Annotated in this window: 23 protein-coding genes and 1 CRISPR repeat array; of the genes, 3 read left to right on the top strand and 20 right to left on the bottom strand. The window is 29.5% G+C overall.

Annotated elements, in window-relative coordinates; genetic code table 11:
- Positions 1–25: 25 nt before the first annotated feature.
- Positions 26–343, bottom strand: a complete 318-nt coding sequence (locus tag RATSFB_RS03180; RefSeq protein WP_014094606.1) for a DUF898 family protein — start codon at positions 341–343, stop codon at positions 26–28.
- 120 nt (positions 344–463) lie between these two features.
- Between RATSFB_RS03180 and RATSFB_RS03175 the strand changes: the two genes are divergently transcribed.
- Positions 464–1,207: a heparan-alpha-glucosaminide N-acetyltransferase gene (locus RATSFB_RS03175; protein ID WP_014094605.1), complete on the top strand. Its 744-nt coding sequence runs from the start codon at positions 464–466 to the stop codon at positions 1,205–1,207.
- Positions 1,208–1,216: 9 nt separating this feature from the next.
- Positions 1,217–2,694: direct repeats of the CRISPR family, unit length 32 nt; unit sequence ATTTCAATCCACGCACCTGCGTGAGGTGCGAC.
- A 170-nt stretch (positions 2,695–2,864) separates the two neighbouring features.
- Here RATSFB_RS03175 and cas2 read toward each other — a convergent pair.
- From cas2 to RATSFB_RS03135, 8 genes are all read right to left on the bottom strand, one after another.
- The gene (cas2, locus tag RATSFB_RS03170) at positions 2,865–3,155 is read right to left on the bottom strand and encodes a CRISPR-associated endonuclease Cas2 (protein ID WP_014094603.1); all 291 of its coding nucleotides are present in this window, start codon (positions 3,153–3,155) and stop codon (positions 2,865–2,867) included.
- A gap of 12 nt (positions 3,156–3,167) precedes the next feature.
- The gene (cas1c, locus tag RATSFB_RS03165; protein ID WP_014094602.1) at positions 3,168–4,067 is read right to left on the bottom strand and encodes a type I-C CRISPR-associated endonuclease Cas1c; all 900 of its coding nucleotides are present in this window, start codon (positions 4,065–4,067) and stop codon (positions 3,168–3,170) included.
- The gene (gene cas4, locus RATSFB_RS03160; RefSeq protein ID WP_305803407.1) at positions 4,039–4,707 is read right to left on the bottom strand and encodes a CRISPR-associated protein Cas4; all 669 of its coding nucleotides are present in this window, start codon (positions 4,705–4,707) and stop codon (positions 4,039–4,041) included. Before cas4 ends, cas1c begins: the two co-directional genes overlap by 29 nt.
- A complete protein-coding gene (cas7c, locus tag RATSFB_RS03155; protein WP_014094600.1) occupies positions 4,697–5,563 on the bottom strand; it encodes a type I-C CRISPR-associated protein Cas7/Csd2 in 867 nt (288 codons plus the stop codon). Before cas7c ends, cas4 begins: the two co-directional genes overlap by 11 nt.
- A 2-nt stretch (positions 5,564–5,565) precedes the next feature.
- Positions 5,566–7,404, bottom strand: coding sequence for a type I-C CRISPR-associated protein Cas8c/Csd1 (gene cas8c / locus RATSFB_RS03150; protein WP_014094599.1), 1,839 nt, complete (start codon positions 7,402–7,404; stop codon positions 5,566–5,568).
- A complete protein-coding gene (gene cas5c, locus RATSFB_RS03145) occupies positions 7,401–8,081 on the bottom strand; it encodes a type I-C CRISPR-associated protein Cas5c (protein ID WP_014094598.1) in 681 nt (226 codons plus the stop codon). The genes cas8c and cas5c overlap by 4 nt, the downstream gene beginning before the upstream one ends.
- Positions 8,082–8,099: 18 nt before the next feature.
- Positions 8,100–10,331, bottom strand: a complete 2,232-nt coding sequence (locus RATSFB_RS03140; protein WP_014094597.1) for a CRISPR-associated helicase/endonuclease Cas3 — start codon at positions 10,329–10,331, stop codon at positions 8,100–8,102.
- Between the two features lie 117 nt (positions 10,332–10,448).
- On the bottom strand, positions 10,449–11,033 hold the full coding sequence (locus tag RATSFB_RS03135; RefSeq protein WP_014094596.1) for a DUF5780 domain-containing protein: 585 nt from the start codon (positions 11,031–11,033) through the stop codon (positions 10,449–10,451).
- Between the two features lie 126 nt (positions 11,034–11,159).
- Here RATSFB_RS03135 and RATSFB_RS03130 point away from each other — a divergent pair, with 126 nt between their 5' ends.
- Both RATSFB_RS03130 and RATSFB_RS03125 read left to right on the top strand, forming a co-directional pair.
- Positions 11,160–11,921, top strand: coding sequence for a DNA/RNA non-specific endonuclease (locus RATSFB_RS03130; RefSeq protein ID WP_014094595.1), 762 nt, complete (start codon positions 11,160–11,162; stop codon positions 11,919–11,921).
- A 20-nt stretch (positions 11,922–11,941) separates the two neighbouring features.
- Complete coding sequence (locus tag RATSFB_RS03125) at positions 11,942–12,304, top strand: YraN family protein (RefSeq protein WP_014094594.1); 363 nt, start codon at positions 11,942–11,944, stop codon at positions 12,302–12,304.
- Between the two features lie 41 nt (positions 12,305–12,345).
- Here RATSFB_RS03125 and RATSFB_RS03120 read toward each other — a convergent pair whose 3' ends face one another.
- The 11 genes from RATSFB_RS03120 to smc all read right to left on the bottom strand — a co-directional run bounded on the left by RATSFB_RS03120 (position 12,346) and on the right by smc (position 23,437).
- Positions 12,346–13,479 carry an NADH-dependent flavin oxidoreductase gene (locus tag RATSFB_RS03120; RefSeq protein WP_014094593.1) on the bottom strand — a complete coding sequence of 378 codons (1,134 nt, stop codon included), beginning with the start codon at positions 13,477–13,479 and terminating at the stop codon, positions 12,346–12,348.
- A gap of 85 nt (positions 13,480–13,564) precedes the next feature.
- Positions 13,565–14,356 carry a ribonuclease HII gene (locus tag RATSFB_RS03115; protein ID WP_014094592.1) on the bottom strand — a complete coding sequence of 264 codons (792 nt, stop codon included), beginning with the start codon at positions 14,354–14,356 and terminating at the stop codon, positions 13,565–13,567.
- A 4-nt stretch (positions 14,357–14,360) separates the two neighbouring features.
- On the bottom strand, positions 14,361–15,221 hold the full coding sequence (gene ylqF / locus RATSFB_RS03110) for a ribosome biogenesis GTPase YlqF (protein WP_014094591.1): 861 nt from the start codon (positions 15,219–15,221) through the stop codon (positions 14,361–14,363).
- A 74-nt stretch (positions 15,222–15,295) separates the two neighbouring features.
- Positions 15,296–15,655, bottom strand: coding sequence for a 50S ribosomal protein L19 (gene rplS / locus RATSFB_RS03105; protein WP_014094590.1), 360 nt, complete (start codon positions 15,653–15,655; stop codon positions 15,296–15,298).
- 20 nt (positions 15,656–15,675) lie between these two features.
- Positions 15,676–16,344, bottom strand: coding sequence for a tRNA (guanosine(37)-N1)-methyltransferase TrmD (gene trmD, locus RATSFB_RS03100; RefSeq protein WP_044035532.1), 669 nt, complete (start codon positions 16,342–16,344; stop codon positions 15,676–15,678).
- Entirely contained in the window at positions 16,341–16,862 is a 522-nt protein-coding gene (gene rimM, locus RATSFB_RS03095) for a ribosome maturation factor RimM (protein WP_014094588.1), read from the bottom strand. Before rimM ends, trmD begins: the two co-directional genes overlap by 4 nt.
- Before the next feature lie 20 nt (positions 16,863–16,882).
- Positions 16,883–17,122 (bottom strand): 30S ribosomal protein S16, encoded by a 240-nt coding sequence (gene rpsP / locus RATSFB_RS03090; RefSeq protein ID WP_014094587.1) that lies wholly within the window; start codon positions 17,120–17,122, stop codon positions 16,883–16,885.
- Between the two features lie 47 nt (positions 17,123–17,169).
- Positions 17,170–18,534, bottom strand: coding sequence for a signal recognition particle protein (gene ffh / locus RATSFB_RS03085; RefSeq protein WP_014094586.1), 1,365 nt, complete (start codon positions 18,532–18,534; stop codon positions 17,170–17,172).
- A gap of 14 nt (positions 18,535–18,548) precedes the next feature.
- Positions 18,549–18,887 carry a DNA-binding protein gene (locus RATSFB_RS03080; RefSeq protein ID WP_014094585.1) on the bottom strand — a complete coding sequence of 113 codons (339 nt, stop codon included), beginning with the start codon at positions 18,885–18,887 and terminating at the stop codon, positions 18,549–18,551.
- A gap of 57 nt (positions 18,888–18,944) precedes the next feature.
- The gene (gene ftsY, locus RATSFB_RS03075; RefSeq protein ID WP_014094584.1) at positions 18,945–19,853 is read right to left on the bottom strand and encodes a signal recognition particle-docking protein FtsY; all 909 of its coding nucleotides are present in this window, start codon (positions 19,851–19,853) and stop codon (positions 18,945–18,947) included.
- A 17-nt stretch (positions 19,854–19,870) separates the two neighbouring features.
- Positions 19,871–23,437, bottom strand: a complete 3,567-nt coding sequence (gene smc, locus RATSFB_RS03070; protein WP_014094583.1) for a chromosome segregation protein SMC — start codon at positions 23,435–23,437, stop codon at positions 19,871–19,873.
- Positions 23,438–23,601 lie beyond the last annotated feature (164 nt).

Below are 23,601 nucleotides of genomic sequence, written 5' to 3'. Positions count from 1 at the left end.
TAACCACCACTTAATTTTATTTACATCAATCAAACACAATATTTTTTGCTTTCCATTGACGAAACCGTATTCCTATTAGAAAACCATAAATCCCAAGAGTTATTATTGTAAACAAAATCCATCTAAGCCAATGCAAAAACAAATTTCCACCTTTGCCAATAAATTTCAACCTTTGTCCATTAACAATCGTATGATTAATTGTATACCTTTCCCTCATACACATAACCCACGGAAGCCCAATCCCCAAAGTCACAACAATAAGCAAAAAGGATAATATATTAATTCCTATAAACTCTGCTAATCCCCCATCAAATTCTGATTCTTCAAAATACCATGGACCCATAAAAATTCCCCTTATATTTTCATTATTAAAAATATCATTTGGTGTATTGTAAATAATTTGCCCATCCTATATTATAAAATACATTTAATGAATTTAATCTTGAAAGGACGATAAGACAAAATGAAAAACAAAAGATATTTTGTTTTAGATGGAGTACGTGGATTTGCAGTAATAAATATGATCATATATCATTTGATTTGGGATCTTGTTTACATCTTAGGATTTAACATAGAATGGTTTAGTTCAGACATTGCATACATATGGCAGCAATTTATATGTTGCACATTCATTTTTATTTCTGGATTCTGTGAGCCATTAGGAAGGAAAAAATTCAAGAGAGGCATTACGATTTTATTTTTCGGATTTTTAATAGAAATTGTTACAATGATCGTAACTCCACAAAGCCAAGTAAGATTTGGAATTTTAACATTAATCGGATCATCTACGATTTTGATGATTCCTTTAAGAAAATTTTTAGGAAAATTCCCAAAAACTTTTGGGCTAATTCTCTTCGCAATCCTTTTTCTATTAACAAAAAATATCAATAAAGGCAATATCGGATTTGGAAATTTGAATTTTATAAATTTACCAAGAAACTTATACAAAAATTCTTTAACTACATATTTAGGATTTCCTATGCCAAACTTTTATTCATCAGACTACTTTCCACTGATGCCATGGATATTTTTATATATCACTGGATATTTTTCATATGAAATAGCTAAGCATCACAATCTACTCAGATATTTAACTCCAAGTAAATTCAAATTTCTTGAATGGATCGGAAGACACTCTCTCGCCTTATACATAATCCATCAACCAATCATATATTTTTCACTCACCCTCTTGCTCTCTATGAAATAATAAAATCCAACTTCAATCCACGCACCTGCGTGAGGTGCGACGATCAAATATTGAAATTTGTCCAGGACACTCTGATTTCAATCCACGCACCTGCGTGAGGTGCGACTAAACGTATACTTAATACGCCGTCATACTCTTTATTTCAATCCACGCACCTGCGTGAGGTGCGACTTATCCGTTTCAAGTATTATCTCATCATGCACGTATTTCAATCCACGCACCTGCGTGAGGTGCGACTCAATTAAAAAAGGAAGGTTAAAAATGATATTAGAATTTCAATCCACGCACCTGCGTGAGGTGCGACATATTTATATTGAAGATTGTGTATTTTATGAAGATTTCAATCCACGCACCTGCGTGAGGTGCGACTTTGGTTGTGGTTGTATCTAAGGTAGATCCAGTATTTCAATCCACGCACCTGCGTGAGGTGCGACGTCATGGTGTTGGAATGTCCCAATATGGAGCTAACATTTCAATCCACGCACCTGCGTGAGGTGCGACTTATATTTTAAAAGTAAAAGTAAAAAAATGAAAATTTCAATCCACGCACCTGCGTGAGGTGCGACAATAAACTCTAAAACCTCTTTCCAACCCTCCACATATTTCAATCCACGCACCTGCGTGAGGTGCGACAAGTACTTTGAAGTAGTTAATAAACTATCAAAAATTTCAATCCACGCACCTGCGTGAGGTGCGACCCTCCAGACTCTCCATCTCCACCAACTGATATAATTTCAATCCACGCACCTGCGTGAGGTGCGACAAGAACAGAAAAAACTAGAGAGCCAAGCTCGTAATTTCAATCCACGCACCTGCGTGAGGTGCGACTTTTGCCAACATTTGTTTTAACAGTAAATTTCGATTTCAATCCACGCACCTGCGTGAGGTGCGACATAAGTTTTATTACAAACACAAAAGTGAAGGTTATTTCAATCCACGCACCTGCGTGAGGTGCGACCTCAAGTCTAAAACTAATACCACAAGGGCATGGATTTCAATCCACGCACCTGCGTGAGGTGCGACCAAGTGGGGTAATATCAACAAATATAAACGATGATATTTCAATCCACGCACCTGCGTGAGGTGCGACAATGTAGCTAAGCAAATAGCAGATTATAAGATGATTTCAATCCACGCACCTGCGTGAGGTGCGACCTCCCCCTACTTTCAATTCCTTAAAATTATTTTCAATTTCAATCCACGCACCTGCGTGAGGTGCGACGAGTATCCCATGCTAGATGCAACACTACTTATTATTTCAATCCACGCACCTGCGTGAGGTGCGACCTATTCAGGCAATTTTCTTCCGGATATCGTATATGATTTCAATCCACGCACCTGCGTGAGGTGCGACAGTTAGCACTAAAGATGTTTATAATTACATTAGAATTTCAATCCACGCACCTGCGTGAGGTGCGACAGTAATAGGTATTACGGCAGGTGTTATAATTGGGGATTTCAATCCACGCACCTGCGTGAGGTGCGACCGTTAAATTTTAAAATAAGTATCAATCATAAATAAAAACACTATTTATGCGAACAATATAATTTTACACAATTTTTTATAAATTTCAACATATAATAATTTTATTTAATTCAGTATTAATAAGATCTTGCGAACCATTCTAGAAATTTTATGTAAGCTTATACTTCGCAATTAAATTATAATAACATCCTCAACATCAATAGAATTTTTACTTCCTACATGAATCACCTTATTTCTTCCAGATTTACCTAAATTATAGTATCTAACACTATCTTGTTCCTTATCCATTACCTTACCTATCTCTGACTTCAACATTTCAAATTGCATATTATCAACTACACACTCAAAAACAGAGTTTTGAACTCTAATTCCATAATTTTCACAAATTTTAGATACTTTTCTAAGTCTTTTTTCCCCATCTTCAAAATTTATTTTCACATCATATGTAACCAAAATAAGCACTGTATCACCTCATCACTTCATTAAATATGGTGGATATTCTTCCAAATCTCCTCTTAAATATCTGGCAAGTAATAAAGACTGAACATAAGGTATAAGTCCAATTTCTATTTTTTCACCTAAAAATGGGTGTTTTATAATATCTTTTTTCCTTTTTTGCCAAGCTGTAAGTACGCTCTTACGAGCGTCTTCTAACATCAAAACACTTCCATTTTCTTTTACAATAAAATCATTATGTTTGATAACCTTTGTGTTTATTAATTTTAATACAAACCTATCACATAAATAAGGTCTTAATTCCTCCATCATATCCAGAGCTAAACCATTTCTGCCTGGCCTATCTCTATGAAGAAATCCTGCTTGAGGATCAAGACCAACACTTTCAAGAGATGATGCCATGTCATGTGAAAGAAGAACATACACAAAAGAAAGTAATGCATTAACTCTATCAAGAGGTGGTCTTCTATTTCGTGAATCAAACCTAAAACTCTCATCATTAATCAATATTAATTCATTAAAAACTTCAAAATAAAATTTACTTCCAATTCCTTCAAGCCCTCTTAAATTATCCAAATCTTCACATTTCGAAACACTCTTTATAGTATCAGATAAATACTCAATCGATTTTTTTACATTTTTATTAAATTTATCTGCATAATCTCTCTTGAAACGATTTAAGACATTTCTATAATTAATAAGTTTCCCAATGATAAAGTTTTTAGCAATCAAACAAGACTTATATTCATCATCTGAAATTCTATACTGTTTCTTCCTAAGTAAAATATTCCCTGAAACTTTTCCTTGCACTCTACAGAGAAATTTACCATATGGAGTACAAAAACTCATTCCAATATTTTTTTCTGCACACATTGCCATAAGTTTTGTACTAGCTCCCTGATATCCAATAAGAATCAATATAATTTTTAACTTTAGTATAACTACGATTTAATTTAGGTAAACAAATATCATAAAGAGAACAACTCACGCAATGTTTTTTATAACAAGCTTTTGGGGTTACTCCATTATCAAAATAATATTTCATCTTCTTAGCTAATTCTTTAACATTTTTTCTAAGCTCCTCTGTAAATTCAACCTCAACTCTTCTTCTTAGCTTGCCATAATAGAAATACCCTTTTTTAATTTTTGTATCAAACATTTCTTCAAGACAAATAGCTTGAACACAGAGCTGTGAAATATCACTTTCATCATCTTTAATATCTCCAACTTTATACTCAATTGGTATTACATCATAACTTCCTTCTCTTCCTTTAATTTTAACTCCTAAATTATCATTCCTAACATAAAATTCAATACAATCACTAACACCAACTAAAGATAACTCATGTGAAATTAAAGGAATGGAGCGTGAAATTATACGCTCTCCCCTTTTCTCAAAAACATATGGATCATCAACTTTTTCATGGAATTTATGTCCTTTAAAAGTTTTGACATTATCCTTCCAAATCTGTTCTATATGTATAAGAGCCCATTGACGTGGACAAAAAACAAAATGTTGAATACCTGAAATCATCAAATAATCCATATTAAATTCCATCTATAAGCTCTGTAAGATTCACACCCTTAGGCACCTCATCAATAACAATCTCATAATCATTAAAATTCCTAGAAGGTCTTGATTTATCCTTCTTTTCAATTTTTATTAAATCAAACAATTTATGCGACGGAGCATTTCCAAGTGCTGTTTCATGTTCAAAAACATAAAGTTTCCTTGTTGCCATCTTACCATGTGATGCAGAACGATCGTATTCGAACATATTTATAATAGCTTCCCACAAAATATTTAAATCTTCCTCACTAAATCCTGTAACCCTTTCTGCTAAATGTGCTGAAACATATCCTTCCATTCTATATAAACCATATGGAACTATTTGTTTCCTTCCCATAGTTTGTCCTTTTTCCAAATCATTTAAATTTGTAACTGCACATCTAGTTATTGTTAAATCCTGAGAAAAAATAGGATCTATACTTCTTCCGAAATTCAATTGAACAGGTCCTCTAACCTGACCGCAGTTTACCTCGTTGCTCATGACCGCTCCAAAGCTACGTATGTCATAAAAATTCTTGCACATATAACCCGTAAGTTCTTTTGCAAGTTTTTCGTCTTTTGGTAATTTCTTCTTCTCGGATTTTAATTCAAAAGCATCGTATGCTTTTCTATGCTGTTCATTTAAAACAACACCATTTTTTACATATATATCAAACCCTTGTCTTTCACCTTCAACTACTTCTATGTAATTTCTAATTTTTCTTTTTATACAAACATCTGTTACAATACCATGTCCTGTTTCTGGATCAATCCTTGGCATATTTCCTGAATCTGGATCTCCATTAGGATTCCCATTCTCAACATCAAACAATATTACAAATTCATATCTTTTACTTAATGACATAATTAGTTTTCCTCCTTATCTTTTTTTGGCGTATATATATCTTCTCTTTGATGATAATATCCCAATATAAACATTCCTTGCTCATCACTTGAAAATACTGCTGGAAACTCATTAATATTTAACAATATCTCGCCTATTATTTTGTCATAATAATTAAACATCCTATTATTTTCTTTATTAATTTTGGCTATATGATATTGTGCTAAGTTTAATAAATTTGGGAAAATAGATTTAGGTGTTGAAGATGCTGAAGACAAATATTTTTCTCTAATGTTAGTTGAACCATTATTGGAATCCATTTGTATTTTTTCAAGTATCGCAAAAATTCTGCCCAAATTATACGCAACATTTTTAGATTCTTTATTTAATGACACAGTTATTTCCTCCTCTTTATCTTTAAAATTATTTAATCTATAATACCTTTTTAAATATCCTTTTATAAACGAAACCCTTGTATGATTAACTGCATAATCTTCGCCAGCTTCTGCTTTAATCCTTTCAAGAATTTTATTATAAATAGATATTGGATAAACAACCCCTGTTAAAATACTTTTAAAAAGAGTATTTATTAATGCTTTTGGAGTGTTTTGACTTTTACCATAAGGAGTTATTGTTTTTAATATTAGTGACATCTTCACGCCAACTTCTTCATGAATAAGATCTTTTTTATTAATCTTTCTAATTCTCTTAAGTTTTGTATCTTCAAAATGTTTGTTTGTTAATTTCACAAAATCTATTAAAGAATTTTTAAACCAAAATCTGATGAATATCCTAGACTTAGTACCATAAAGACCTAGAATATACATATTTACCGAATCATCTAATTTTAATTTGTCAATGTTAACCGTCTTACCTTGTTTAATAAGTTTTATAACACTTTCAATTTTATCAACTCCCTCCTGGTTGTACTTGATTCCACCATTACCTTCTTCGTCATTATCATCTTCATCATCTCTTAAAAAAGCATGTATAATCTTTTCTTCTTTACATCCGATCTTATTACTCCAAAATACAATGCTATTTCCTGATAAATATATTTTGTTTTCATTACCAGATAAAATCTTGTTTAAAACAGTTGTATATTTAAATTCATTTCCATTAGAAACACTCGCATTGTAACTTTGTTTTTTCCCATAAGATTCAAAAGCACTTTCATTAAAACTTACAATCATTGCCCCAGAAGCACTTGAACCCAAAACCCCCTTTATTGGAGTATGAGTTCTAGCAATTGGAACATTTGTAAATCCACTTATAAGACAATCTCCTTTTAAATCTTTTACATCCTTAAATTTAATTTGCCTGTATAATGCAAATGCTTTTTTAATTTCTTGTTGCTCATGGATGCATTTGGTATCATTTTTAAAACATAAGACAATAAACCCACTCTTCAATGCTTCTGTATCTTTTTCCTTAACAATCTCTATGTTTTGATCTCGATTATCAAAAAACTTTTCAAGAATCAATTGATACTTGGATTGAGATCCTTCCAATATCTCCATATGTAATTTTTTTGATGCACCAACATATTCATCAAATCTATTTAATTCTAAAGACTTACTATCTAGTTCACAACCAAATAAGTATTTGGCATTATCATACAGAAAATAAGGTACAATAGATTTTCCCGTTCTTCCCGAAAACTTGTATGGAACAGTCATCAAAACAGGCTTCCTCTTTGAACCTGAACCTTCTCTTAAATCAATAACACTGCTTACAATTCCATCTTGATCAATAGTAACTTTAAAAGACACATTTTCATTGTTCGAATTATTATCAGCAATTTGAAACTTATCTGAATTCGCCATCAAATCATAACAATCTACCAACTCTTTTAGAATCATTTATTAACCTCCTTGTGAAGATTTTGAGGGATAAATATTTTACCTTTAATCATTTCAGCCCTAAAAAATTTAGGGTTATATTCTTTGACCCCCTTATATGAATCTCCTTTCTTCACAAAATCTATATCATAAAGCATCCATCCTAAATCTTTTGTTTCATTAATGTTAGCTGGAACTTCTCCATCTTCTAAAAGCTCAAAATTACATGAAAATTCCCTGCATCCAAAATATGGTTGAGTAAAGCATTCACCTTTCCTAGCTCGTCTTAAAAAGATATTATAATGTTTCTTTTCATCATCACTTTCTCCAGCGTGCTTAGTCATTTCAAAATGGGCTTTTATAACATATTCAACATCCTTAAGTATCATTGAATTTCTTTGTGCTCTTTCTTCATTAGCGTCAATATAAATTTGTTTTTCCATATTCTTCATCGAATTTTTTATCGATTGTTCGCTTATAACACTTTTTACTTCATTCCTAAGAATAGTTTGAAATTTAATTGGCTTAATTACATTTATTTCATCTATAACCCATCTAATAGCTGGTTTCCAATGAATCGCCTCAAATATAGCTCGAGCTGAAGAAGGAGTTATAACATCATAGCTAACTCTTTCTACCTTCATTTCAGGTCTTGTGAAACAAGCATAATCTCCCCAAACTCTCAAAGTAAATCCCATAAATTCCCTCCATAAAAATTAAATAATATAATCATAATTTTCTATATTATCTTTATCAAAACCTATCTTGCTATCATACATGCTTAAATTTTTTAAGACAAAGATATCATCGGAAAATTGTTCAGCACATCCACCTTCTATTAATTCTTTTAAAACGTTATCTGCTATATTGATAGAAAATCCATTTAATTTTCTTAAAACACTCTTAATTCCTTTTTCAGAATACTTAAGAACATTTAAAAGTTTTTCTCCTTCTCCAATCGGTACAATAATTTGAGTTCCTACATTATCAATAAACTTAAATTCATCATTAATTTTTTCAAAATCATACTTTAATTCAAATTTTTTGCGTTTATTTATTATTTTCAAAATATTGTGTTTATCCTGTCTGTGATCTGTATCAATAAATAATTCTGAAAAATATTTATCTATCGCATCTATTGATAGAAAATCTTTAAAGTCTTCTATTATTCCTTCTCCAATTTGCGATGTTAACTTTAAATATCCCATTCCTAAATGCAAACTATCTTCTGGTTTAAATACATACACAGTTGATTCTTTTCGTTTTCCCTCTCTGTTGCATCTTCCTGCAGCTTGTACAATTGAATCAATTCCGCTAACTGAACGAAATACAACAGGAAAATCAACATCAACTCCAGCCTCGATTAACTGAGTCGAAATAACTCTACACTCTTCCCCATTTTTTAATCTTTCTTTGATGATCCTAATAATTTCTTTTCTGTGATTAGGATACATGTTAGTTGAAAGATGAAAGTTCCCTTCACTTTCACTTAAACTTTCAAAAATTTCCTTTGCATGTTTTTTTGTATTAACGATCGTCAAGACTTGTTTGTGTGAATTCATTTTGTTACATATCTCTTCCACACTTTGCTTTCCAATAAATTTCCCTTCAACCCTTTTCAAATCTTCAAAAAGTTTATATGTATCATCTATTATTTCGACTACGTCAAAATTTTCTATCAATCCGTTCTTCTTAAATCCTGGCTGAGTCGCTGTACAAAATAATACTGTACATGAATAATTTTTCACCAGTTCCTCTAAGGCTCTTATACAAGGTTTTAAATATTCATTTGGTATAACCTGAGCTTCATCCAAAATTATTATACTATTATAAATATTATGAAGCTTCCTTACAGAAGAAGGTTTGTTAGAATACATACTTTCAAACAATTGAACATTAGTAGTTACAATCAAAGGCATATCCCAATTCTCAGTTGCAAGCTTATACTTGAGTTGCTTCTCTGAATATTCATTTTCACCAATCTCATTTGAAAAATTGAAATTACAATGATGCTCCAAAACATTTTCTTCTCCAAAAATGTCAGAATACACCTTCGCATTCTGCTCTATTATACTTGTGAATGGTAGAGAATAAATTATTCTATCATGACCATTTTGTTTTGCATGATTCAAGGCAAACGCCAAAGAAGATAACGTTTTTCCTCCACCTGTTGGAACACATAATGAATAAAACCCTTTACTACCATTTGATTTATTAACACAATCATTAAAAATTATATTACGTATTGAATTTATCGGATTATTTGTTCCATCTAATTTCTTTAATTCCATAAAATCATTAAATTTCTCTGTCATTTCATCCAAACTCATTAATTTTTTAGAATTAATGATTGAATTTTCACCTTCAGAAAATCTTTGAGCATCAAGCCTATCTCCATCAACAAGAGAAGAAAATAAAAATCTTATAAGCATCTGTATCGAAAAATTATCTTTAAAAAATCTATAGACTTCTTTGCTCATATTAATTTGCTTAATCTCATCAATGCTTATTTCATCTTTCCAATCAGAAAAATCACATAATTCCTCTTTTTTATTAAGTCTTGAACTTATAGTTCCCGCATCATCAATGTCTGTCCCATAATTCAAAAGTCCAGAGTGATGACCTATAATTATGTACTTAAAAATTTTATATATTACGCTTTCATGCTTATCTTTTAATTCACTTTCCAAATCATCGCAAATTATTGCACCTGCTGTTGAATGATCAACCTTTATATTTTTACCACGTATTCTTTCTTGAAATTCATCCGAATATTTTCCTAAATCATGTAATAAAGCCAAAACCTTCCCTGAATTTTCCAAAAAAAATTTACTTATAAATTCCTCTGAGAATTCAGAAACCCCATGTATATGATCTATTAATTTTTGATACTTGATTTGTCCATCTGATTTTTCTATTCTTCTTGCTAGCTTTTCATTAAAATTCATCTCAACCTCTAAAATTTTAAAATCTTTATATCAAAAATTATACATTTTTCGCTAAATATTTACAATAATAAACGAAGGACAGGTCTGGTTAACAACCAAACTTGTCCTTCATAAACCTTACTCTACAAATTTTTTATTTAAATATAAGTTTTCAAAGTCTTTCATTAAATCATTTTCCCATGTATTTCCCTCGTAATCTGTATAGGAAATAACTATTGATTTTAAATTTACAATTTCATCATTTTCTACTGCTGCACCTATATTCTGACCATAGCTGTATCCATCTTCCAAATTAATATCATTGTAGTTTACTTTTGTAAGATAGCTTGGAATATAAAACATATCGTCACTCTTTATTTTAATAGGTAAATTTTTATCATCCCAAGCAACAAAACCAATTACTACATCTTTTATTCTAACACCACTGTTATTTTGAATAACTGATGTTAAATAATTCTGTGGTACGCCTTTTGAATTTAAAATACTTGATACATAGTGTTCCGTCCTTAAAATTTTTATCGGTTGATTAGTCATCGCTTCATGTAATTCATCTTTTGTCATTGATGCATCAGAAACCTCATCTTCTTGATTCAACTTCTGCGATTTAAATACATTATTCTTTTTATCACCGTAGCTACAAGAAACGCTTACACCACAAATAAAAATAATAAAGCAAAAAATAAATATAACTTTTTTAAACATACTAATCTCCTTAAAATTTAGAGTTCTCATTTACATCAAAATATTTTTTGTCTATACACCTACGCCTATTTACCTGATATAATAGCATAAAACTATTAAATTTAAAAATAGAATTGGGAGTTATCGATGAAATTTTTATATTCAATAATTTTAGTATTGTTCTTATTCATATCTTTTATTTTTGCAGATTGGGTATTAAAACCCTCTACACCTAACACAAATGAAATAACTCAAAATTTTAATGTAAACGAAATCCCTGAATATAATGGGAAACCATACATAGAAATCAATAATAATGTACCCTTCTTTTCACAATCAGATTTAACAACAAAATCATTTGAAAAATATAGTGATTTGGATTATTTAGGACGAGTTGGTGTTGCATTTGCAAATATTGGACAAGATATTATGCCGACAGAAAAACGTAAAAATATATCACATATTAAACCTACTGGATGGAAAAGCGTAAAGTATGATATAGTTGAAGGTAAATCTCTATACAATAGATGTCATCTTATAGGATTTCAACTTTCTGCTGAAAATGCAAATGAAAAAAATTTAATGACAGGCACAAGATATTTTAATGTTGATGGAATGCTTCCTTTTGAAGATATGGTTAGTGATTATGTGAAAAAAACTGATAACCATGTGCTTTATAGAGTTACTCCAATTTTCGAAGAAAATAATCTTATTGCAAATGGGGTTCAAATTGAAGCAAAGTCTGTTGAAGATAATGGAAAAGGTGTTATGTTTAATGTTTTTGTGTATAATGTTCAACCAGAAATAACAATCGATTACAAAACAGGAGATAGCTTTTTAACAGAAAAGGATACAAAAAAACTTGTATCCTTTTCTGTTATTTTTTTAAAAATATGTCAACAATCTTAATAATAGGAGGCGTTTTTTAAATGACAACAAAAGAAATTGGAAACCTTGGAGAAAATTTAGCTGTAAAAGTACTACTCAGCAAAAATTTTAAAGTCATAAATAGAAATTTCAAATCAAAAAGAGGAGAGATTGATATCATATGTTTAAAAAATAATGTTATATCATTTGTTGAAGTAAAAAGTATGTGTATGTTCAAAAATAATTTTATATCGGAACCCCGAGAGCAAATTAACAACAAAAAAATATTTAGAATTAAATGCACTGCAAATTATTTTTTAACCATAAACAATCTTCACAACAACATATACAAATTTGATTTAATGGAAATAAAATTTTGGGGTAACAAAAGATATAGTTATAATTACATTGAAAATATTTTTTAAATATCAATTTATTATTCTAAATCTTATCTATAAAATACATACTATTCTTCAATATTAAACCATGGTACTGAATTTTTAAGTACACCCCATAATTTTTGTGGTAATACAAGTTCATTTACCTTCGATGCATTAATTGACATTCTAATCTCATTTTCTTTATCATTTTCAACCTTTTCCACCCAATCTGGATTCATAACTAAAGCATGTCCTATTGCTGCCAAAGATGCACCTTTATTCAATGCTTCCATAGCATTATCTGGTGTAAACATAGACCCAGCCACCATTATTGGCACTCTTCCATTTACACATTTATTAATTAATTCAAGATATGTTTTTTCATTCTCATTATCGATTGGTCTAGAATCAAGAGCACTAGGTAATGAAACATGTATATAATCAACATTTACCCCAATAAGACGATTGATTAATTCATAAGTATCTCCTATTCTTAATCCTCCTTCTTCAGACTCTTCAGGAGAAATTCTATAACCCAAAATAAAAGGATTCTTGGCATACTTTTTAATTACATCCTTTATTTTGTCTACAACTGCTAACGGAAAACTTAACCTTTTTTCTAAAGAACCACCCCACTCATCATTACGTATATTAAATAATGGGGAAAGAAAATTTTGAACCAAAAAACCATGTGCCCCATGAATCTCAATACCATCAAAACCAGCTTCAATTGCACGTCTAGTAGTTTCTCCAAATGAATCAATTATATCTAAAATTTCCTCATGTGAAAGTTCTCTAGGTAATATTGCTGGTGAAAATGGTCCTGCTTCAGTTTTCACAGAACTAGCACTAACTACATCACCATTTGGAACTAAATTAGGCAGAGCCTTATTACCAGCATGAAAAATTTGAAGTACTGCCGCAGCACCACCACTTTTTGCAGCACTTGCTAACTTACGCAAACTTGGAATAAATTTATCATCATAACCCGCAAACTCATTTAAAAATCCTATTCCATTAGATTTCACATAAGTGCAACCAGTTATAACAAGACCTACTCCATTAACTCTAGCTCTATAATAATCTACTTCTTCATCCGAAACTGTACAATCATCGTTACTAGACCAAGTTGTCATCGGTGCCATAACAATTCTATTTTTAAGCGTAATGCCATTTTTAAAGGTAAATGACTTAAATAAATTATTATATTTTGTATTCATTTTTCAATCCACCTTCATAACATTTGTTATTTCTTTATTAATTTACATGTAAGAATTATATTCTTATTCCAAAACAATTTCAATATCAAACATAACTCCTCAAAAATGTCTTCCTATGATATTTACATATCCCAAATTTTTTAATAGCATCAATATGCTTTTTAGTGCCATAACCAACGTTATTTAAAAAATCATACTGAGGAAATTCTTCATGATACTTAAACATTATTTCATCTCTATAAACTTTTGCAATAATTGACGCACACATTATACTCGCACTCTTAGTATCTCCCTTTATCACATGAACATTTTTAATATTCAAATTTTTCACTGGATACCCATCAGACAAAACTAAATCAATTTTTACTCCAAGACCTAATATTGAATCTCTAAAACCTTTTTGATTCGCTTCACCAATTCCAATCTTATCTATTTCATAATTCGATATCTCTATTATTTTGAAGTGTTTTGCTTTTTCCATTATCCTATCACTAATATTTTTCCTAAACTCTCTGCTCTTTATTTTCTTAGAATCATTAATATCATTTATAATTTTCGATTCATCACACAAATCAAGAACAACTGACGCACAAACAATAGGACCAGCAAGTGGTCCACGCCCTACTTCATCACATCCAGCTATAACATAATCATTACTAAGCACAAATTCCCTATCAAAATCATAAAATTTTTCATTGATCATTTGATTATTCTTGATGATCTCATATCTGTTTTCAATTTGTTTTGCAAATTTCTTCACAGATAACCTCGAATCCATCAAAAGTGAATCTATGATTTCAGCAATATTTTCATTTGTTATTTCAATTTCATTCAAAAAACTTTTTATTTGATTAACTGTCAAACTTCCAAAATCCATATCCCTATACCTCTTTTAACAAATCTTTAGGATCTTCAAGAGATATATTACCAATCTTTCCAGATCTAAAATCTCCAATTATTATATGTGAAAGCCTATCATAATCAATCAAAAATCCTTTTGATAAACAACCAAGCTTTTTACCTAAAATATCTAAACTCTTAGACACATCATCCGACATATCAACCTTATATGTATTTTCCAAATTCATTTTGTAATTTTCCAAAAGATATTGAAGCATATTATAACAAACCTCTTGAATATCTAAAATCTCATCCCTTATCGACCCAATGTAAACAAGATTAAATCCAACATTCGGACTTTCAAATTTAGGCCATAAAATCCCAGGGGTATCTAACAAATCTATATCCCATTTTGTTTTAATCCATTGATTAGATTTTGTAACACCAGGACGATTCCCAACCTTCGCTACCTTATTATTAGAAATCTTATTTATAAGCGACGACTTTCCAACATTTGGAATACCCAAAATCATTCCCCTTAACGTGTAATTCTTAACACCTTTACTCCTATACCTATCAAGCTTAGATTTCATAAGATAATTAATTTGATCTTTAATAAGCTTAATATTTTTATTTCTTATAATGTCTACATCTATACACGGGATTCCCTGTTTCCTATAATGCTCAATCCATCTACTAGTTGTAGCTTTATCAGCTAAATCAACTTTGCTTAAAACAATTATTTTCGGTTTTCCATTAGTCAAACTTTCAATATCAGGATTTGTAGTAGAAATTACTGCCCTCGCATCCCTTATTTCTATAACAAGATCCACTAAATTTATCATACTCTTTAGCTCTTTTTTGGTCTTAAACATATGACCTGGATACCAATTTATATTCATTTCTTCCATACTCCCTAAAAAACAAAATAGTAAATTTCGCAAAGGAAATTTACTATTTAAAATAAGATTCAATTCTATTTATTCTTATTTACAATTCTTTCTTTAACTTTAGTAGCCTTTCCTACTCTATCTCTTAAATAATAAAGTTTAGCTCTTCTAACTTTACCATATCTTACAACTTCAATCTTTAAAACTTTTGGTGAATGTAAAGGGAATGTTTTCTCACTTCCAACCCCATAAGCAATTCTCCTAACTGTAAAAGTTTCTCTAACGCCACCATTTTGTCTTTTTATAACAGTTCCTTCATAAATCTGAATTCTTTCTTTGTTCCCCTCTTTTATAAGAAGACTAACTTTAACAGTATCACCAACGTTAAAAGAAGGAACATCTTTTTTCATTTGTTGTGACTCTATGTATTTAATTAAATCATGCATTATATAAAATCCTCCTAAATTTATCTATCTTTTAATAAATAACCCTTATATTTTTGCGTTATCTTTAAAGATTCCTCTCTTCTCCATTTGTCAATCTCTTTATGATTTCCAGATAACAAAACATTCGGAACACTCATACCCATGAATTCTCTTGGTCTCGTATACTGAGGAAAATCCATCAAATTATTATTAAATGACTCATTATCCAAACTTTCTTGATTTATAACTCCAGATAAAAGCCTAACAATACTATCAATAATTGGAATAGCTGCCATTTCCCCACCAGTCAATATAAAATCACCTAAAGAAATCTCCTCATCAATAAATTTATAAGATCTCTCATCAATTCCCTCATAATGACCACACAAAAATATCAGATGATTATTATCAGACAACTCACGTGCCTTATTTTGATTAAAAGTACTTCCTCTTGGACCTAAATATATAACCTTCCCATCTAAATTACGCTTAACATAATTTATAGAATTATATATTGGCTCAACGCTCATAAGCATACCCGCACCACCACCAAAAGGATAATCATCAACCCTATTGTGTTTATTATTAGAAAAATCCCTTATATTTATGACTTCAATATCGACGTAATTATTCGCTCTCGCTTTACCCACAATGCTATGACTAAAAACCTCAAACATCTGCGGAAATAAACTCAAAATAGTTATCTTCATAAACTCCAACTTTTAACTTCTTTAATAACAATTTTCTTTTCATCGACATTTATATCCATCACAATAGATTTAAGCACCGGTATAAGCAGTTCATCATTCAAACTTGTCTTCTTTATCCAATAGACATCATTATTTTTAGTTTTTATAACTTCAGATACTTTACCCAAAAATACACCATTTTCATCATACACAGTACATTCTTTTATATCTGCAATAAAATAATCACCATCTTTTATAGGAATATTTTCACGCTTTATTCTCACAAATTTATTCCTTAACAATTCTGCCTCATTACAAGTTGAACAACCTTCGATACCCATGACCACTCTATTATTTTTAAATTTAATAGATGATACATTAACTAATACCAAATCTTCCTCTGATGTATCGCTGTTACTTAAAAAAATGCTCTGTAAATTTTTAAATATTTTCAAATCCTCATCAAAGGGTATAACATTCACTTCACCACGGATACCATGTGGCTTAGATATTTTACCAATAGAAAATACATTTATCATAATTTAAAACACCATCTAAACTAATTTATACCTGCTTTAACTAATAATCTATTAACTGCATCAGTAGGTTGAGCTCCATTAGAAATCCACTTTTTAATTTCTTCTTCTTTAAGTGTAAATTCAACTGGATTTTTCATAGGATTATATGTTCCAACTTCAGCTATAAATTTACCATCCCTTGGGCTTCTTGAATCTGCAACAACAATTCTATAAAAAGGTTTCTTTTTGCTTCCCATTCTTCTTAATCTAATTTTTACCATTTAAAAATTCCTCCTAATAAAGACTTAAATATTTTAACCTCAATAACCTAAAACGGTAATTTAGGAAAAAATCCTTTTTTGCCAAATTTTCCTTTTCCAGTCATACCTTTAAATTGTTTCATCATCTTACTCATATTTTCAAAATCTTTTATAAGTTTATTAACTTGAGCAGTTGTACTTCCAGAACCTTTTGCTATCCTAGATTTTCTTGATGCTGAACCTATAAGAAGCTTTGGATTTTTTCTCTCTTTAGCTGTCATTGAATTAATAATTGCTTCAATTTTAGATAATTCTTTTTCACTATCATCCAAATTTATATTTTTCAATTCCTTCATTGCATTTCCAATTCCTGGTATCATTTGAAGTATCTTTGAAAAAGAACCTAATTTCTTCATTTGATGCATAGCACTTTTGAAATCCTCAAAATTAAACTCATTGGCAAACATTCTTTCACTAAGTTTCTGAGCTTCCTCTTGATCAATCGATTCCTGAGCTTTTTCAATAAGTGACAAAACATCACCCATTCCCAAAATTCTGGACGCCATTCTATCGGGATGGAACACTTCCAAATCACTGATCTTCTCACCAACACCAATGAATTTAATATTCTTACCAATAACTTCTTTTATAGATAACGCTACTCCCCCACGAGTATCCCCATCTAATTTCGTTAAAACAAATCCCGTAACATCTAACTTTTCATTAAATGTTTCGGCTATATTCACAGACTCCTGCCCAATCATCGAATCAATTACCATCAATATTTCAGAAGGATTTGAAATTTCTTTGATTTCTCGCAATTCATCCATAAGATTATCATCAATATGTAAACGTCCTGCTGTATCAATAATTACCACATTATTCATATTTGATTCAGCCTTTTCAAGACCTTTTCTAACGATATTCAAAGGATCTTTACTATCTGGTATTGAAAATACTGGTATGTCAATTTGATTACCTAACACTTCTAATTGTTTAACTGCAGCTGGTCTATATACGTCACATGCAATCATGAGTGGACTCTTTCCCGACTTCCTGCAATAAAGAGAAAGTTTAGCTGCCATAGTAGTTTTACCAGCTCCCTGGAGTCCAACAAGCATTATAACAGTAGTACTATTGCTATTGTAGTTTAACTTACTTTGATCATTACCCATTATAGACTTAAGTTCATCATTTACAATCTTTATAACTTGTTGTGCCGGAGTCAAACTTTCAAGCACTTCTTTTCCCAAAGATTTTTCACTAACTCTACTTATAAAAGTCTTAACAACTTTATAGTTAACATCCGATTCAAGCAAAGCTAATTTCACTTCACGCATAGCAAGTTTTATATCTTGTTCTGATAATTTACCTTTGCCTCTAAGCTTTTTAAAAACACCCTGCAGTTTACTAGCTAAACTATCAAAAGCCATCTCCTACCCCCAATCTACAAATTCTGAATAAAATTATACAACTCCTGATTTTTACCAAAATCTAAAAACTCTTCCAGTTTTTCTATTAATTCTTTTTTCTTACTATTCAGCTCCATATCTCTTTCCAATATTTTTAATTTATTTTCAAAAGCGTACAATTGCTCAATACTCTTATTAATAGAATACAGTATAGACTGGCGACTCGACTCATTAATACTAGCTATTTCGACCAAAGCCAAATCATCAAAAAAATAAAGTTCAAGAATTTTTTTCTGTTTCTCTGTCAACAAATCTCCATAGATGTCTATAAGCAATATAATTTCATTCCTATTTTTTAAATCTTTTTTATCCATTACCTATTTCATTATATCAATACAAAAAAAAATGTCAAGTAAAATAACTTGACATTTTTATATTAAGGCATCAACAAACTCTTGTGCATTAAATGGTTGAATATCATCAATTCCCTCACCAGTACCTATATATTTAACTGGTATTCCGAGTTTATCTTTTATTGAAATTACCATTCCACCTTTTGCAGTTCCATCAAGTTTAGTCAAAATAATACCTGTAATATTTGCTATTTCTTTAAATTCAATAGCTTGATTCAAAGCATTTTGACCAGTAGTCGCATCTAAAACTAAATATATTTCTCTCTGAACATCACTACATTCATTTTCTATTATTCTATTCATCTTCTTCAATTCATTCATCAAATTTTTCTTATTATGAAGTCTTCCCGCACTATCACAAATTAACACATCCGAATTTCTAGCTCTAAATGATTTTATGGCATCAAAAACAACTGCTGATGGATCTGAACCTTGATTGTGTCTTATCATTTTAACATCAACCCTTTCAGCCCAAACTTGCAATTGATCAATTGCTGCCGCTCTAAAAGTATCACCCGCAGCAATTATAACATCCTTATCATTATTTTTAAAGTAATTTGCCATTTTACCTATACTAGTTGTTTTTCCAACTCCATTTATTCCTATCATTATTATTATTTTTGGAAATTTCTCTTGGTTTATATCCTCTGATTCGTTTAGCATATCGAGTATAATTTCCTTTATAATAGGTTTAATCATATTTGGATCTTTGATTTTACGCTCACGAACTATAGTTTTTAATCTTTCTATGATATTACACGAAACATCTATTCCTATATCACATACAATTAACATTTCCTCAATCTCTTCATACAAATCGTCATCTATAGTTATAGCCAACCCTAATATAGAATTTAATTTGTCTGTAAAATTCTCCTTAGTTTTTGTTAAGCTATCTTTTAATTTTGAGAAAAAATTATTTAGCATTTATCATTTTCCTCCTTCTATGTATTATAATTAGCTAAGTTAATTGATACTACCTTAGATACTCCTTTCTCCTCCATAGTAACACCATAAATAACATCACTCGCTTCCATCGTCGGTTTTCTATGGGTTATAACTATAAATTGTACATTTGAAGAATATTGCTTTAAAAATGTAGAAAACTTAATAACATTATTGTCGTCGAGTGCAGCCTCAATTTCATCTAAAACACAAAATGGTACGGGCTTTAATCTTAGAATTGCAAATAAAAGTGATATTGCAGAAAGTCCCTTTTCGCCACCTGATAATAAATTAATATTTTGAAGTTTTTTGCCAGGAGGCTGTACAATTATTTCAATATTACTCTCTAGCTCATCACCATCTCCCAATACAAGTTGGGCACTTCCACCTTTAAATAATTCCTTAAAAGTTGAATTAAAATTTTCATTTATGAGCTTAAAATTTTCATTAAATATATTTCTCATTTCTGAAGTTATACTTTCAATAAAATCTTCAAGCTCCATTTTACTATTTTCTAAATCTTCCTTCTGTTTAGTTATAAATTCAACCTTCTTGCTAAGTACTTCATATTCCTCAATAGACTTAATATTTATATTTCCCAATTCACTTATCTCACTAGTTATTTTTTTCATTTTTATATTATAATTACCAAGTTCGTTCTTATCTATTATGTATTTTTCCGCATCATTTATATCAAAATTAATAGAATATTTTTTAAACAAATTATCATTATTTATATTAAACTCTACTTCTCTCTTGGTACTCTTAATATTCAAATCATTAATATTACGTTCAATATCGTGTATATTTAAATCCAATTCGCTAATATCTAATTTCAATTTGTTTATTTTTTCTTGTATTTTATTTTGGTCTATTATATATGAATCAATTTTATATTCATTAAATTTATTGTTTAAATTTTCTATTCTCTTATTAAGAATTTTTATACTTTCCTCAATCTTTTCGATATTTATATTATTTGATTTTATATTATCATTTGTCTTTCCATTGGAATAAATCAAGTCCTTTTTCTCCAATGCAATTCTTTTACCTTCATCATAAATATTTAAAATGTTTTCCTCAATTTTAGCTTTCCTAATTTTACAATTTGTAATTTCATTGTCTATCTCCTCAGCTATCTTTTTGTAATTTTCAAATTCTATCCTTGCATTTTTCTCATTATCTTCCAAAATAACAAAATTATCATTATTTAAACTTAATTCATAATTTAATTTGTTAATTTCCTCATCATTTGAACTATAAATATCTTCCAAATTATTCAATACAGCATTTTTTTTGTCTAACTCTTCAATATCTCTCAATCTCAAATCATTATAAGTCTTTAATTCCTCATTCTTCTTCAAGATTTCTATATCTATATTTTTTATTAAATTATTATTTGTTTCAAATTCATCTTGTATATTTTTCCTAACATCATAAAGATTTTTTAAATCAGTCTTCAACTCAGATATATATAATAATTTTTTATCAATTTCAAGAGCCTCGCTCGAAATTTTACGTTGTCTCCCAAGAACATTAAATTTCTTAGAATAAATCGATCCTCCTGTAATAGATCCACCAGAATTTATAATTTGAGAATCTAAGGTCACTATCCTATTAGAAAAATTTATACTCTTTGCAATATTTAAAGCATTATCAATATTATCACAGATGATAGTATTACCTAAAATATTGCTAATGATATTATTAAACTTTGAATCATATTTAACCAAATTTATAGCAAAATCTATAAAACCTTTAAACGACTTGACCTCATTGTTAAATTTTATATTGTATTTATTAACACTGTTTAGAGGGTGAAATGTAACACGTCCAAGATTATTTTCCTTAAGATGATTTATAAGATCTTTTACAAAAGAATATTCTTCGATTATTATATCCGAAATATGTCCTCCAATAACGGTTTCAATCGCATATGCATACCTCTCTTCTGTATCCAAAACATTCCCCACAATAAAACATTTATCCTTGAACCTAATTAATGATCCCGAATTAATTTCATTCATTAAAGTTTTACTTGATTTATTGAACCCATCATAAACATTATCAAGGCTTCTTAATGCATCAAGGTTCGCTTGTTTTACTATCACATCTTTATTTAAATTATCTAATTGATCGTCAAGTAGCTCTATCTTTTTACTTTCTGATTCAATACGATTTAATAAGCTTTCAGATAAAATTTTAATTTCATTTTCTTGTCTGTGTAAATCTTTTAAAGCATATCTTATACTATCTATGTACTCATCATTTTTTTTAATTCTATCTTCTATGGACTTCTTTTCATCCAAATAAGTCTTTTTGTCATTATCTATATTGAAAAAACTCATCTTTATAAATTCAATTTTATTTTGTATGCTATTATTGACATTAACGATCTTATTTTTTTCCAACAAAATGCTATTAATTTGATTTTCCAAGTTATGCAATCTTACACTGTTATCCAGAATTAATTTCTCATTTTTCTCTAAGTTAGATAAAAGAGAATTAAATTCATTTTCTAGCTCATCTCTTGTTTTATTAATTATATTTTCTCTAAGCGTTATGTTGTTTATCTTAGATTTGTTTTCACTTATCTGTCTTTCATATATCTTGTTTGAATTAATAAGCATGTTTATATCGTTATTTTTAAGATTTACCATATTTATATTTTTTTGCGTAATATCTTTAATCTTATAATATCGCTTCTTATCTCTTTTCTCAATTAATTTTAAATTTTCAAATTCTTTTTCAAATACCTCTCTCTTATTTTCCGCAATTTTCTTTTCATTTATCAAATCATCCAATTTTAAATTACGATAAACTATATCTCTTTTTATATTTTGTATTTCCTCATAAATATCATATAAATTATTGTAAAAAATCAAAATTTCTAAATCCTTGAGTTCATTTGAAAGATTTATAAATTTCCTAGCCTTTTCACTGTCAGCTTTCAATGGCTCCAAATATTCCGCATATGTAAAGAGCATATCATTAATTCTAATAATATTTTCATTGGCATGATTAATTTTACTATATGCTTCTTCCCTCTTAAATTTATATTTTGTTATACCTATCGCTTCCTCGATTATACTTCTCCTATCATTAGAATTTCCATTTAATATAGCTTCTATCTTACCTTGTCCAATTAAAGAATAACCCTCTTTACCTATACCTGTATCAAAAAATAGCCTATTTATATCTTTAAGCTTACATGGTTTATTATTTATTAAATACTCACTTTCACCAGATCTATATAATTTTCTAGATATTATAACAGTGCTATAATCTATTGGAAGTTCATTTCGGGAATTATCTATAATTAATGAAACTTGAGCTAAAGACAATTGTTTTCTATACTGAGTTCCAGAAAAAATTACATCTTCCATTTTACCTCCTCTAAGATTTTTAACACTTTGTTCACCTAAGCACCATCTTATTGCATCTGATATATTACTTTTACCACTTCCATTTGGACCTACTACTGATGTTATACCATGTTTAAATATAAGTTCGGTTGAGTCAGCAAAAGATTTAAATCCCCTTATCTCTATTGATTTAAGAATCATAATAAATTTAAATCCCTTCTAATAATTAAATTTTAATATGATACATTTCATTAAAACTATCTCACAAAAATAAGATTCTTTCAAGAAAATTGTACCATACGAACCTCACATAAAAATCAAAATTTATTGGTTTAAACACAAAAAAAGAGAGATAATTTTCAAAT

The organism is Candidatus Arthromitus sp. SFB-rat-Yit (genome assembly GCF_000283555.1).
Taxonomy (GTDB): domain Bacteria; phylum Bacillota; class Clostridia; order Clostridiales; family Clostridiaceae; genus Dwaynesavagella.
The sequence above is the reverse complement of the archived record's forward strand: the minus strand, read 5'-3'. Positions and strand labels throughout refer to the sequence as shown.

Excerpts from the sequence above, each read along its gene's own strand:
- rimM (WP_014094588.1), bottom strand. The coding sequence starts at position 16,862 with ATGATAAATGTATTTTCTATTGGTAAAATATCTAAGCCACATGGTATC.
- ftsY (WP_014094584.1), bottom strand. The coding sequence starts at position 19,853 with ATGCTAAATAATTTTTTCTCAAAATTAAAAGATAGCTTAACAAAAACT.
- rplS (WP_014094590.1), bottom strand. The coding sequence starts at position 15,655 with ATGCATGATTTAATTAAATACATAGAGTCACAACAAATGAAAAAAGAT.
- RATSFB_RS03175 (WP_014094605.1), top strand. The coding sequence starts at position 464 with ATGAAAAACAAAAGATATTTTGTTTTAGATGGAGTACGTGGATTTGCA.
- RATSFB_RS03135 (WP_014094596.1), bottom strand. The coding sequence starts at position 11,033 with ATGTTTAAAAAAGTTATATTTATTTTTTGCTTTATTATTTTTATTTGT.
- smc (WP_014094583.1), bottom strand. The coding sequence starts at position 23,437 with ATGATTCTTAAATCAATAGAGATAAGGGGATTTAAATCTTTTGCTGAC.
- trmD (WP_044035532.1), bottom strand. The coding sequence starts at position 16,344 with ATGAAGATAACTATTTTGAGTTTATTTCCGCAGATGTTTGAGGTTTTT.
- ffh (WP_014094586.1), bottom strand. The coding sequence starts at position 18,534 with ATGGCTTTTGATAGTTTAGCTAGTAAACTGCAGGGTGTTTTTAAAAAG.
- cas5c (WP_014094598.1), bottom strand. The coding sequence starts at position 8,081 with ATGGGATTTACTTTGAGAGTTTGGGGAGATTATGCTTGTTTCACAAGA.
- RATSFB_RS03130 (WP_014094595.1), top strand. The coding sequence starts at position 11,160 with ATGAAATTTTTATATTCAATAATTTTAGTATTGTTCTTATTCATATCT.
- cas8c (WP_014094599.1), bottom strand. The coding sequence starts at position 7,404 with ATGATTCTAAAAGAGTTGGTAGATTGTTATGATTTGATGGCGAATTCA.
- rpsP (WP_014094587.1), bottom strand. The coding sequence starts at position 17,122 with ATGGTAAAAATTAGATTAAGAAGAATGGGAAGCAAAAAGAAACCTTTT.
- RATSFB_RS03115 (WP_014094592.1), bottom strand. The coding sequence starts at position 14,356 with ATGGATTTTGGAAGTTTGACAGTTAATCAAATAAAAAGTTTTTTGAAT.
- RATSFB_RS03140 (WP_014094597.1), bottom strand. The coding sequence starts at position 10,331 with ATGAATTTTAATGAAAAGCTAGCAAGAAGAATAGAAAAATCAGATGGA.
- RATSFB_RS03180 (WP_014094606.1), bottom strand. The coding sequence starts at position 343 with ATGGGTCCATGGTATTTTGAAGAATCAGAATTTGATGGGGGATTAGCA.
- cas7c (WP_014094600.1), bottom strand. The coding sequence starts at position 5,563 with ATGTCATTAAGTAAAAGATATGAATTTGTAATATTGTTTGATGTTGAG.
- cas4 (WP_305803407.1), bottom strand. The coding sequence starts at position 4,707 with ATGGAATTTAATATGGATTATTTGATGATTTCAGGTATTCAACATTTT.
- ylqF (WP_014094591.1), bottom strand. The coding sequence starts at position 15,221 with ATGAATATAAATTGGTATCCAGGTCATATGTTTAAGACCAAAAAAGAG.
- RATSFB_RS03125 (WP_014094594.1), top strand. The coding sequence starts at position 11,942 with ATGACAACAAAAGAAATTGGAAACCTTGGAGAAAATTTAGCTGTAAAA.
- RATSFB_RS03080 (WP_014094585.1), bottom strand. The coding sequence starts at position 18,887 with ATGGATAAAAAAGATTTAAAAAATAGGAATGAAATTATATTGCTTATA.
- RATSFB_RS03120 (WP_014094593.1), bottom strand. The coding sequence starts at position 13,479 with ATGAATACAAAATATAATAATTTATTTAAGTCATTTACCTTTAAAAAT.